Origin of the sequence: Candidatus Atelocyanobacterium thalassa isolate ALOHA, from assembly GCF_000025125.1 — a bacterium.
In the GTDB taxonomy this organism is placed as follows: domain Bacteria; phylum Cyanobacteriota; class Cyanobacteriia; order Cyanobacteriales; family Microcystaceae; genus Atelocyanobacterium; species Atelocyanobacterium thalassae.
Genome location: NC_013771.1, coordinates 1,021,777 through 1,034,434 on the forward strand (window position 1 = coordinate 1,021,777; position 12,658 = coordinate 1,034,434).

At 30.6% G+C, this 12,658-nt stretch carries 9 protein-coding genes and 1 pseudogene; 7 read left to right on the forward strand and 3 right to left on the reverse strand.

Annotated features, from left to right (window positions below; translation table 11 throughout):
- The first annotated feature begins 61 nt into the window (after positions 1-61).
- Positions 62-1,093, forward strand: coding sequence for a chlorophyll a/b binding light-harvesting protein (locus UCYN_RS04195; protein ID WP_041487867.1), 1,032 nt, complete (start codon positions 62-64; stop codon positions 1,091-1,093).
- A gap of 267 nt (positions 1,094-1,360) precedes the next feature.
- Positions 1,361-2,152 carry an HpsJ family protein gene (locus tag UCYN_RS04200; protein ID WP_041487868.1) on the forward strand — a complete coding sequence of 264 codons (792 nt, stop codon included), beginning with the start codon at positions 1,361-1,363 and terminating at the stop codon, positions 2,150-2,152.
- 62 nt (positions 2,153-2,214) lie between these two features.
- Here UCYN_RS04200 and fabI read toward each other — a convergent pair whose 3' ends face one another.
- Positions 2,215-2,991, reverse strand: a complete 777-nt coding sequence (fabI, locus tag UCYN_RS04205) for an enoyl-ACP reductase FabI (RefSeq protein WP_012954264.1) — start codon at positions 2,989-2,991, stop codon at positions 2,215-2,217.
- 227 nt (positions 2,992-3,218) lie between these two features.
- Between fabI and ntcA the strand changes: the two genes are divergently transcribed.
- The 3 genes and pseudogenes from ntcA (at position 3,219) to UCYN_RS04220 (ending at position 5,805) form a co-directional block, all read left to right on the forward strand.
- The gene (gene ntcA, locus UCYN_RS04210) at positions 3,219-3,896 is read left to right on the forward strand and encodes a global nitrogen regulator NtcA (protein ID WP_041487869.1); all 678 of its coding nucleotides are present in this window, start codon (positions 3,219-3,221) and stop codon (positions 3,894-3,896) included.
- A 24-nt stretch (positions 3,897-3,920) separates the two neighbouring features.
- The gene (locus UCYN_RS04215; protein ID WP_012954266.1) at positions 3,921-5,384 is read left to right on the forward strand and encodes a DUF3084 family protein; all 1,464 of its coding nucleotides are present in this window, start codon (positions 3,921-3,923) and stop codon (positions 5,382-5,384) included.
- Positions 5,384-5,805: pseudogene (locus tag UCYN_RS04220) on the forward strand (RuvC family protein). The gene UCYN_RS04215 and the pseudogene UCYN_RS04220 overlap by 1 nt, the downstream one beginning before the upstream one ends.
- Positions 5,806-5,853: 48 nt before the next feature.
- Here the strand turns inward: UCYN_RS04220 and alaS are convergent.
- The gene (gene alaS / locus UCYN_RS04225) at positions 5,854-8,496 is read right to left on the reverse strand and encodes an alanine--tRNA ligase (RefSeq protein ID WP_012954269.1); all 2,643 of its coding nucleotides are present in this window, start codon (positions 8,494-8,496) and stop codon (positions 5,854-5,856) included.
- Between the two features lie 199 nt (positions 8,497-8,695).
- Between alaS and UCYN_RS04230 the strand changes: the two genes are divergently transcribed.
- A complete protein-coding gene (locus UCYN_RS04230) occupies positions 8,696-9,115 on the forward strand; it encodes a BlaI/MecI/CopY family transcriptional regulator (protein ID WP_012954270.1) in 420 nt (139 codons plus the stop codon).
- Between the two features lie 2 nt (positions 9,116-9,117).
- Positions 9,118-9,969 (forward strand): M56 family metallopeptidase, encoded by an 852-nt coding sequence (locus UCYN_RS04235; protein ID WP_041487763.1) that lies wholly within the window; start codon positions 9,118-9,120, stop codon positions 9,967-9,969.
- Positions 9,970-10,159: 190 nt separating this feature from the next.
- Here UCYN_RS04235 and ligA read toward each other — a convergent pair whose 3' ends face one another.
- Complete coding sequence (ligA, locus tag UCYN_RS04240) at positions 10,160-12,208, reverse strand: NAD-dependent DNA ligase LigA (protein ID WP_012954272.1); 2,049 nt, start codon at positions 12,206-12,208, stop codon at positions 10,160-10,162.
- Positions 12,209-12,658: the final 450 nt, after the last annotated feature.

The following is a 12,658-nucleotide window of genomic DNA, read 5'->3' on the forward strand; positions in this document are numbered from 1 at the left end:
AGTATACTTATTAAATATAAGTATTTTAAAATTATTCTACAGGATATAAAAAATGACAGGAATGCAAACTTATGGCGATCCAGACGTTAAATATGGTTGGTGGGCTGGAAATTCGCGTTTGGCAGATTTATCTGGTAAATGGCTTGCTGCACATATAGCTCATGCAGCATTAATTATATTTTGGGCAGGAGCATTTTGCCTATTTGAAGTGACACATTATTCTCCTGATATTCCCATGGGAGAACAGAATCTTATTTTGATTCCTCATTTAGCCAGTTTAGGGATAGGCGTTGGTAAAGGTGGTCAAGTTATTGATACCTATCCATATTTTCTTATTGGCATTATACATTTAATTTCTTCAGCTGTTTTAGGTGCAGGAGGTCTCTTTCACTCTTTAAAGGGACCAGCAATTTTAAAAGATAGCTCTTATCGTGCATCTAAATTTCATTTTGAGTGGAATGATCCAATTAAACTAGGATTTATTCTTGGTCATCATTTGATTATGCTGGGACTAGGAGCTTTTTTATTCGTTTTTTGGTGTTACTCGCATGGAATTTATGATCCCGTAATAGGAGAAGTAAGGAGTGTCATGTCTCCCACACTTAATCCAGTGACGATTTTTACTTATCAAACTCATTTCGTTGATACTAATTCTTTAGAAGATTTAGTAGGTGGACATATTTATGTAGCTACTGCTTTAATTCTCGGTGGAATATGGCATATATTTGTCCCTCCTTCAAAATGGGCTCAAAGTTTATTTATATTCTCTGGAGAAGGCCTATTATCTTATGCTTTAGGAGGTTTAGCTGTTTGTGGGTTTACAGCAGTAGCTTATTGTTCTCATAATACATTGGCTTATCCTGTAGAGTTTTATGGACCTCCTTTAGAACTAAAATTTAGTATTGCTCCTTATTTTGTAGATAGCATACAACTTTCTGATCGTTTATATAGTTCTCGTGCATGGCTAGCTAATTCACACTTCTTTCTAGCTTTTTTTATTTTACAAGGTCATTTATGGCATGCTTTAAGAGCTATCGGATTTAACTTTAAACGTGTACCAGAAGTTTCAAAAACATTAGGCACTAGAGTATAAGGACTCAAAATTCATCAAAACTTAGACATTAACCATATATAGCGATGTATATAGTTCACGTTCAATAAAAAACCTTCTATAGAATTTGAGTAATATTAAAAAAGGTTTTTAATATTACTCAAATTCTATAATTCTTAATTTTATAGATAACCTATTAAGTTTATAGGGATATAATTTTATATTTACTAGCTTATTAGATATTTTTGATAATAATTGAATAAGCAGTTAATAAAAAAAATTGCAAGCAATATTGATAAATTAAAAAGTATGACCTACTCAGCATTTACATCTCTTGTTCTTAAAATTATTGGTATAGTTTTTATACTTAATTCTTTATTACATTATGCTATTTTAATTGTTCCTCTAGATTTAGATATACAATTACAGAATAATCTAATAAATTCTGTTGTTGATGAAGGCACTCTGCCATTAGTGGGCATAGGATTTGTATTAGTTGGTTATTTTATTGAGAGTTTAAATAATAAACAAAGTAATAAAAAATCAATATTTAATTTAGAGTTACCAACTTATATCTTAGCTAGCCTTTTAGGACTTATATTTTTATTGATAATCCCTGTACATTTGAATAATCAAAATACTATTAAAGTAGCAGCCTTAGAAAGAATTGAGCAAGGAGCAGTTCAAGGAGCTGAACAAATTAAACAATTTCTTACCCAAGTTGATACCTTGTCAAAAAACCCTGATCTTCTTAACGATCAAATAGTAAACCTTCGTAGTATTTTAGAAGCTAGACAAATTGAAGGAAAGCCTTTAGAAGCACAACAGCTAGAAACTCTCCAACAACAATACCAACAGCTAACAAGTTTGAGAGAATTAGCAAAAAATCCAGAAGAATATAAACAACGAACAACTGAGTTAAAGCAACAACTAGAAACTCAATTGAATCAAAATAGAGAAAAAGCTGAAAATCAGGCTAAAAAACAGTATACTACGCAAAATTTAAATGTTGGATTTAAGAGTTTAATGCTAGCTATTGCTTACAACATAATTGGCTGGATGGGATTAAGATCTACTATTAATAACTTTAAAAAGCCATAAGCTTAAAAAACTTAAATGTAGCAAAAAAGAGTAAGAAGTAATTTTTTACTTCTTACTCTTTTTTACATACCCATGATTGTATATCCAGCATCTACATAAACTATTTGCCCTGTAATACCACTAGCCAGGTCACTACATAGAAAAGCAGCAGTATTACCGACCTCTAGTTGAGTTACTGTTCTCTTTAAAGGAGCGACCTTCTCTACATGATTAATCATATCCAAGATACCTCCTACTGCTGAAGATGCTAGTGTTCGCATCGGACCAGCTGAAATAGCATTAATTCGAATATTGTCTGGACCTAGCTCATTAGCCAAGTAACGAACACTCATTTCTAGACCAGCCTTAGCAATTCCCATTAAATTGTAATTAGGTATAACCTTAACTCCTCCCACGTAGGTTAAAGTTAATATACTACCCCCTTCATTCATTATCGGTTTAGCATATTTGACCATATTACCTAACGAAAAAGTACTAATATCGAGAGATTGATTGAAAACTTCACGAGATATATTACTATAATCTCCTTCTAATCCTTCTTTATCTGAAAATGCTAGACAATGAATTAATATATCTAGCTTTCCTAAGTTATTGGAAATATGATTAAATGTTTCTTGTATCTGTAATTCATCTTGAACATCACAAGGCAGAATAATAGTAGGTGAAATAGGTTTAACTACATCACGAACTTTTTTTTCGAAGCGCCCTTTTTCATCAGGTAAATATGTAACACAAATGTTCGCTCCAGCTTTATGAAGTTGTTGAGCAATTCCCCAAGCAATAGAGCGGTTATTAGCAATTCCCGTAATAAGAGCGTTTTTTCCAGATAGATCTAACATAGTTATCTAAATAATTAAACAAATTTTTCTCTAACATGCCACCATTTTTGAACAATGGTGGCTATAATCATTCACAGGGTAAGAGATATATTATCCTGATAAAAACATTGTGAAGCAAAAAGTAGCAAAAATCTCTCAAGATGCTTTAAATTAAAATTTTTGTCGAGGATTAATATAATCTTAAATATTTTAACTTCCTTTGTTTTTTCATGTTCTATTAAAGTGTGATTGAATTGTCTGTGCTACAAAATAAACCACTAACGGCTATTTTGCGTCATATTAATGGAGAGGATTACTCTTCGAATATTGAATTATTCGAACGAGGAAAAACTATTTTTTTCCCTGGTGATCCAGCAGACAAAATATATTTTCTACTTAAAGGAGCTGTTAAGCTATCTCTTGTATATGAAGCAGGAGACGAGATTACTGTAGCTTTGTTGCGAGAAAATAGTGTTTTTGGGGTCTTTTCTTTAATTGCAGGACAAAAATCAGATCGTTTCTACCATGCTGTCGCTTTTTCTGCTGTGGAGCTATTATCTGCTCCAACTAACAGAGTAGAAGAAGCTTTGAAAAATAACTCTGATTTGTCCATTTTAATGCTTAAAGGTTTATCCTCACGAATTCTACAAACAGAAATGATGATTGAAACTCTCGCTCATCGTGATATGGGATCTCGCTTAGTCAGTTTCTTGTTAATTTTATGCCGAGATTTTGGAGTTCCTGTATCTGATGGTATTCATATTGATTTAAAATTATCTCATCAGGCTATTGCAGAAGCTATTGGTTCTACTCGTGTTACCATAACTCGTCTTCTAGGAGATTTGCGTCAGCAAGGAATAATCTCCATCTATAAGAAAAAAATTACAGTTCACAATCCTATTAATCTTAGTCAACAATTTTCTTAATATTGGTATTAATCTTAAAAGCGAATGACTAGCTCTTATATCTTAGTACTATCGATTCTCGTTTTAGGAGGCTTAATTGCAGCGTTAGGTGATCGATTGGGAAGTAAAGTTGGCAAAGCCCGACTTACAATTGGCAATCTTCGCCCAAAACAAACAGCCATTGTAGTTACTGTTTTGACAGGAACACTCATAGCAGCTTCAACATTTAGTATTTTATTGATTTCTAGTAAATCTTTAAGAGAAGGACTTTTTCGACTTGATAAAATTCAAAAACAATTACGTATTGCCGAAGCTGATTTAGAAAGACTCGGTATTGATAAAAAGAATACTGAAAAAGAGTTAAGAAAAGTTAAAAGTGAACAATATGCTGTCGAGAAAAAGTTAGAAATAACTATTAATAATTTTAATACAGCTAAGCAGCAACTCAAATCAGCTTTTGATCAAGCTTTAAAGTTAAGAAGTGATATACAAACTCTTTTAAACGAGAGAAAGGAGCTTCGTCAAAGTAAAATAAATCTTGATAAGCAGATTAAAAAGTTAAAACAGGAAATTAATAACCGAGATCAAGAACTAGGAAAAGGGAAAAAACAAATTATAGAACAAACTAAGATTTTAAATGAACGACAAAACAGGTTACAAAGTTTGGAGAAACGTCAAAGTATCTTAAAAGAAGAAATTGACAGAAGAGACGCTGAAATTATTCAACTTGATCAAGATATCAATGGTAAAGATATTGCTCTCAAAAATAAGGAATCTCAACTCCAACAATTAGAAAAGAAATCGATGTATCTTCAAAGGCAGATGACTATCTTAGAGCAATATTATCAAACTTATCAAGAATTACGAGAAAGAAAAATTGCTATTGTTAGAGGTCAAGTATTGTCTATTGGAGCAGTACGTCTTATAGTTTCTAAAGCTAATACGCAGCAGGTAGTAGATGAATTACTCAGACAAGCTAATAGAACTGTTATAGAGTTAATAGGGAAAAATACTATAGATTCAGACCACAGAGTAGTGAAAATTACCCAAAGCCAAGTTCAGCAATTAATTCAGGAGTTACGAGATAACAAAGAATATGTGGTTAGAATTATTGCTGCTGGCAATTATGTGCAAGGAGAAAAAGAAGTAAGAGTTTTTGCAGATGTTGCACTCAATCAAACAATTTTTAGGAAAGAAGAAACAATTTCTGTTATTTCAATTGATTCTTTAAAATTAACAGAAGAAGTGATACAGCAAAAATTAGATTTATTATTATTATCGGCAACTCAATTTCATGCTCGTCGTTCAGGAGTCTTGGGTGGGATACAGGTAGCAGATGGAAGATTAAAAACTTTAGTAGACTTTATTGAAAGCATACGACAATCCCAAGTAGGGTTAGATAAACTTAAGGCAATTGCAATGCAAGACACAAAAACAATTGGCCCTTTAAAATTAAAACTTTTAGGGATAAAAGGAATAGATATAGTTTTAGAAACAAAAAGTAAATAATGACTAAGAAAAAACCACTATTTATTCTGGGATTTGATCCTGGAAGAGATAAATGCGGAATTGCCGTCATTAGTGAAGATGGTAAGCTTTATTATCATGCAGTTATCACATCATACGATGTTGTTCGAGAAGTAAATTTCTTATATAAAAAATTTTTTTTAAAATATTAGTAATGGGAGGGCAAACAACTTCTAGAATTTGGAAAGAAAGTTTAGAAAAAAAATTATTATTTTCAATTCCTATTATTAAAATAGATGAAAGTAACAGTACTTTAGAAGCTCGTAATCGATATTGGCAAATGTATCCTCCAAAATCTATTTCACGTCTTATTCCTGAGAGTTTAAGAATTCCAACCCGTTCAATCGATGATATCGTTGCTATTCTCTTAGTAGAAAGATTTTTTCAAATTAATAAAAAGTAATAATAATCTATAGTAGATAAATATCATATTGCATTTATCTACTATAGATTATTTCAATAATTGAATAAGTTTGTTTTTTGCAGTTAATAATGCTTCTTCTAATTTACTTGCATCTTTTCCACCTGCTTGAGCTAAGTTAGGGCGACCTCCCCCTCCTCCTTCACATATTTGAGCAATTTCTCCAATAAATTTACCAGCTGATAAATTCTTATCTTTATAAATTTTTTTACTAAAGGATGCTACAAGACTAACTTTATTTCCTGGAAGTGTAGCTCCTAAAACTACGGCACCTTCTCCAAGCTTGTTTTGCAGCCTTTCTGCAGAATGCTGCAATGCTTTTTTGTCAACGTTGCCTACATTGGAGACAATTATTTTTAAATCATTATCTAATGATTCTGCTATGTCTAATAACTTATCAGACTTAACCATAGCTAATTCTTGCTGTACAATTTCTAATTGTTTTTGGGTATCTTTTAAATCAGTCTGTAACGATATGATACGCTTTTGAATTTCTTCAGGTTTTACCTTAAAGTGCTCACATAAATTTTTAACTATACTGTCTTTAACCTTTAAGTATTCTAAGATAGCTGATCCTGTAATTGCTTCTATCCGTCTAACACCAGAAGAAATTCCAGTTTGTGAGATTATTTTAAATAAACCAATTTCAGCTATATTATTTACATGTGTTCCTCCACATAACTCCATTGAAATTTCAGGAATATCAATAACACGAACTTCTTCGCTATATTTTTCTCCAAACATTGCTATGGCGCCTTTTTCCTTTGCGACTTTTAAAGACATATTTTCAATACTTACATCATGCTTCTCAGAAATCCAAAAATTGACGGTATTTTCTATTTGTTCTATTTGTTCTATAGTTATTTGATGAGGATATTGAAAATCAAACCTTAGTCTATCAAAAGTAACTAGCGAACCTGCTTGTGTAATAGAACTATCTAAGTTTTTTCTCAGGGCAGCCTGCAATAAATGAGTTGATGTGTGATTTAGTTTAATACACTGACGATAATTATTATCAACAACTGCATCTAGAGTTTCATTAGTTAATAAATATCCTTCTTCTATCTTTCCGTAATGAATAAAAACTTCAGATTCTTTTTGGATATCGTTAATTCTAATGAATGATTTGTGTCCAACCAAGTAGCCATGATCACTTACCTGACCACCTGATTCTGCATAGAATGGAGTGCTATCAAGTATTATTTGAACATTATTTCCTTTTTCTGCTTGTTGAACAACTTTCTGATTAACTAATATCTTTTTAACTACAACAGATGAATTTAGATCAGAATAACCTGTAAATTTTGTGGCATCAACATCGCTTATTAATTTATTAATTTCATATCCCAGAGATAAATTTATATTTTCATGTGCTGCTTTTGATCTACATTGTTGCAATTTCATTTGTTCATAAAATTCATCAATGTTAACTTTTAACTGACTTTCCTCTGCAATCTCTTGAGTCAACTCTAATGGAAAGCCATAGGTATCGTACAAAATAAAAGCATCTAAGCCGGAAATTTGATTAGGTTTTATAGTATTATCAATTATTTCACATAATAGCTTTTCTCCTCTTTCTAAAGTCTTGAGAAAAATATCTTCTTCTTTGCTTAGTTCCTTACTAATAAAAATTTCTTTTTCTCTAACTTCTGGATAAGATTTTTCAGAAATTTGAATTGCAGTCTGTGCAATTTTATTAATGAATTTTCCTTCTATTCCAATTAGACGTCCGTGCCGAATAATTCTACGAATTATTCGACGTAGTACATAACCTCTGTCTGTATTAGAAGCAGTAATACCATCAGCTATCATATGAATAACTGCTCTAATATGATCTCCAATAATTTTTAAAGATTTTTTTGTATTTTCTTCTGCATGTCTATATTCAATTGCAATTATATTCAAAATAGATTCAATTATAGGAAAAATTAAATCTGTTTCATAATTATTTGGTACTTTTTGTAATATTTGAGCCATTCTTTCTAGGCCCATTCCTGTATCAATATTTTTTTTACCTAAGGGAAATAAATTACCATTTTCATCACGACTATATTCCATAAATACAAGATTATAGAATTCGATAAAGCGAGAATCATCTTCTAAATTAAGATTTTGTTCTCCTAATTCGGGATGAAAGTCATAGTATAATTCTGAGCAAGGGCCACAAGGTCCAGTTTTTCCTGCTTTCCAAAAGTTATCTTTTTCTCCCATTCTTATAATTCTTGTTTGAGGAATACCAATAATATTTTCCCAAATATTAAAAGCTTCATCATCACTCTCAAAAACACTAACAACAATACTTTCTGGAGGTAAAAGAAAAATCTGAGTAGACAGCTCCCAGGCCCATCTTATAGATTGTTCTTTAAAGTAATCTCCGAAACTAAAATTACCTAGCATTTCAAAAAAGGTATGATGTCTAGCTGTATAACCTACATTATCGATATCATTAGTACGAATGCATTTTTGAGAAGTAGTAATACGAGAAAAGCTAGATTTTTCTTGACCGAGAAAAATAGGCTTAAAAGGCAACATTCCAGCTATTGTTAGCAAAACAGTTGGATCTCTTGGTATCAATGATGCGCTAGGAAAAATTTGATGTTTTTTCCCCTTATAAAAGTGCAGGAATTTATCGCGTATTTCATTTCCAGTTAAAAAAGGTGGATTTATTGTCATTACAAAATATTTATTTAGATTTATTGATTTTTATATTGTTACATTTTATGAATGAATATTAAAAATATACTATTTATACTATTATTCTTAAATGTTGAAATGATAAGTATTGGTATTGTTTTAAGAGCTTTATTAGTATAATTAAAATGTAGACATCTCTATTAGTTATATTACTCTTTAATTTTGATTACATTAAGTTATGTCTCCTTTACCTCAATATCGTCCTCACAAGCTGTCATTAGGCTCTCTTGAAACTGAGATTCTGGAAATTCTTTGGGATCTTGAAAAAGCTACAGTTAAGCAAATTCATGATTGCATCTTATCTGATTTAGAAAGAGAATTGGCTTACGCTTCTGTTACAACAGTTTTAAATCGTTTAACTAAAAAAGGGTGGTTAAAATGTTGTAAACAAAATAAAGCATTTTCCTGGGAGCCTCTTGTATCTCGAGAACAGACTAATACATTGCGAGCTTGCGAACAGTTGCAACAATTTCTTGCTATTAGTAACCCTAATATGGTTGCTTCACTTGTAGATAGTTTAGATACTACTAGTTTAGAACGTTTAGAATTAATCGCCGCAAATTTACAAGCGATTCGTCATCAACGAGAGATAAAATAAATATGCACATATTAATGATTTTACTAGTCTTAACTCTTGCATGTGGAATTAGATTACTGTATCCCTTTACTTTGATGGGAATGAGCCGCTGGCAGATTTCTCTTATAACTTTTATTGTACCTCCTTTATTACTCATAGTAACAACTATTTCAATTGTTTCGATGGGATATGATGGCAAGATGTTAGGCTTGCCATCAAGTCGTTTTAGTTATTCAACATCAATAATATTTTTAGGGATTGCCTTGGTAAAATTTATTAAAACTACTTTACAAGGATGTGATTCAGTCAAAGTAATTAAAAATTATCCGAAGCAAGTTATTAATAATTACTTAGTAAGAATTGTTGAAATAGATTTACCTTATAGTGCACAAATCGGATTTTGGAATCCTGAATTAATTATCAGTAGTGGCTTACTAAAATCTCTAGATTTAAATCATTTAAAAGCTGTTATTGCCCATGAAGAAGCACATAAAAATTATCATGATACCTTTTATTTTTTTTGGCTAGGTTGGTTAAAAACTATTAGCTCTTGGCTACCAAATACAAATATGATTTGGGAAGAATTATTATTATTGAGAGAAATTCGTGCAGATAAAGAAGCTATTAAAAATATCGATCCTCTAGTTCTTGCTGAATCTTTAATTATTGTAGCTAGAAAAATGAATTTAGTAGCCAAGAATAACTCGACTAGTTTTGTAGAAGTATGTTTTCATGATATGAACACCAATAGTAGACTTGAAAAAAGAATCAAAGCGTTATTTGAAATGTCAGAAGATTTAGAAAACGATAATTCTCACATAAATTATCTTCTGTTAGTTTTATTACCATTACTTTCTATTCCTTTCCATAATTAAATAATAAAAATATTATTCATGTTTATTTTTTATAAAATATTTATGATGTTTCATATATACATTAATTTATAACTTTTATATATGGAAATATCTTTTGTGAATATACTTCTATAAAACATTCATCTCCTAAAAGACGCTATAGTTAATACCATAGAAATATAAATTCTAAACATAGCTCATATCTGATTTTTTAAATTTCGTTAATTTCAATATTCGCATCCTTTAGTATTCTGAGAAAATCTGTTTCATTTAAACGAATAATATTTAATTTCATTCCTTCTGCTAATTTAGAACCAGGATTTTCCCCTACTAAAATATAATTTGTTTTTTTAGTTACTGAATTAACTACTTTACCTCCAAAATTCTCTATCAAGTTTTTGATCTCACTTCGTTTTAAAGTATTTAAGCTTCCAGTAATCACGAAAGTAATATTAAAAAATATTTGTTTATCTGGCTTATTTTGATTGATCCCTAAATTTTTATTTTCTAAAACAAAGCCATTTTTATCTAATTCGCTTATTAATTTCTGGTTTTCTTCAAGCGAGAACCAACTTCTAATTGAATAAGCAACTTCTTTCCCTATTCCCTTAATAGTTACCAAAGTATCATAAGGCGCTTGCAATAGCTGCTGAACACTAGAAAAATTTTCTGTTAACAATATAGCTGTTGTGTACCCTACATGATGAATACCCAATCCATATAGTACCTTTGTCCAAGACTTTGTTTTACTACTTTCTATAGATTTAATTAAATTTTCTGCAGACTTTATTCCCATTCTTTCTAAATTAGAAACTTCTTGAAAATTTAAATGATACAAGTCTGAAATAGAATTTACCAAGCCATTACTGATTAAAAGATCTATAATTTTTTCACCTAAACCAGAAATATCTACAGCATCTCTTGAAGACCAATGAATTAAATTTCCTTTTAAAATTGCTGGACAAGAATTATTAATACAACGAACCACTGCCTCGTTTGAAAAACTAACAAGCATGCTATTACATTTAGGGCATCGTTCAGAGATTTGAAAAACTTTGGTTTTATGATGACGTAATGTTTTTAGTACCCGAATTACTTCTGGTATTATTTCACCAGCTTTACGAATAGTGACTGTATCTCCGATACAAATTCCTAATTGAGCAATACGATCAATATTATGTAAAGTAGCCTTGCGGACTATTGTTCCACCGAGAAGAACCGGGTTCATTACTGCCATCGGAGTAACAGCTCCAGTTCTTCCTGTATTGAAAATGATATCTTCAACTACTGTTGAGATCTCCTCTGCAGGATATTTTAATGCGATTGCCCAACGAGGGAACCTTTGTGTATAAGCCAATTCTTTCTGCAAGATATGAGAATTAATCTTTATCACAACTCCATCCGTCATATAGGGCAAATGCTTTTTTGCACTTTTCCACTCATTAAAGTAGTTAGTTACTGTATCAAGAGACTTACATAGCCGATAGTAAGGATTAACTAAAAATCCACATTCTTGTAGAAATTTTAAAGTATCCCATTGACTTTTAATATCTAAATTATCAGCATATAAAGAGTATGCAAAAAATTGTAACTTTCGTTCGCTCACAATTTTTGAATCTAGCTGTCTTAGAGTTCCTGCAGCTGCGTTTCTGGGATTGGCAAACAATGATTTGCCTTCTTTTTGCTTCTGTTTATTAATTCTCTTAAATTCATCCAGAGGTAAAAATGCTTCCCCATTTACATGCATAATGGAAGGTGGATCATCTAAATTTAGATGTAATGGAATAGAAAAAATGGTACGAATATTTTGAGTAATATCTTCTCCTACTATTCCATCTCCTCTTGTTAAACCACGTGTTAATAGTCCATTCTCATATGTCAACGATAGTGCTGAGCCATCAATTTTCAATTCCGCAATATATTTTATTAACTGATTTTCTTGTGATTTTAAGTACTTTTGATTACGATTTTCCCAAGCTTCTAATTCTTGTAAATTAAAGGCATTTTCTAAACTATATAGAGGAATATCATGTTTAACAGAATTAAAATGAAGGGCAGGTTTTTCTCCTACTCTTTGTGTAACACTGTCAGAGCTGATGAGATTTGGATTTCTTTGTTCTAAATTGTATAACTGTCGGTACAGCTGATCATACACTGAGTCTTCCATTATGGACTCATTTAAAACATGATAAGCATAATTAGCTTGCTGAAGATGTTTACGAAGTTTTATGATTGTTTTCTGAATATTTAAATTATTCACTTTTCTAACCTTCAATATAATAACTGTTGTATTGCTAACTATTTATCCTTAAATATATGCATAAATATACATTTCTTAAAAGTTTTTGATAACTTCAATATTATTTATTAGGACTAGAAATATTTCATTAAATATACTAGCTTGAGTAAATATTGCTGAAACATGTTAGTTTTAAATTTTAATAATTTTTAGCCTATGGCAAGTAATTAATCTTTATATTATAAATAAAATTTTTTTTCTGTATAAGTAGATTTATAATCATTTTGGTACAAGACATATAAAATATCAATCTTGTAATTTTTTACGTAATATTTAGAAATTTAGTGTTTAAGATGAGTTGATAATAATGTTTAAGAAAAAAATAAAGTTTAATAATAAAGAATTTTTGGTTCTTATTCTAGGCTCGCTATTAATTTTTATATTGATTAACAAAACATTCAGGCGATCAAT

Coding starts and splice junctions, on each gene's coding strand:
- UCYN_RS04195 (WP_041487867.1), top strand. CDS start 62: ATGCAAACTTATGGCGATCCAGACGTTAAATATGGTTGGTGGGCTGGA.
- UCYN_RS04200 (WP_041487868.1), top strand. CDS start 1,361: ATGACCTACTCAGCATTTACATCTCTTGTTCTTAAAATTATTGGTATA.
- fabI (WP_012954264.1), bottom strand. CDS start 2,991: ATGTTAGATCTATCTGGAAAAAACGCTCTTATTACGGGAATTGCTAAT.
- UCYN_RS04215 (WP_012954266.1), top strand. CDS start 3,921: ATGACTAGCTCTTATATCTTAGTACTATCGATTCTCGTTTTAGGAGGC.
- alaS (WP_012954269.1), bottom strand. CDS start 8,496: ATGACAATAAATCCACCTTTTTTAACTGGAAATGAAATACGCGATAAA.
- UCYN_RS04230 (WP_012954270.1), top strand. CDS start 8,696: ATGTCTCCTTTACCTCAATATCGTCCTCACAAGCTGTCATTAGGCTCT.
- UCYN_RS04235 (WP_041487763.1), top strand. CDS start 9,118: ATGCACATATTAATGATTTTACTAGTCTTAACTCTTGCATGTGGAATT.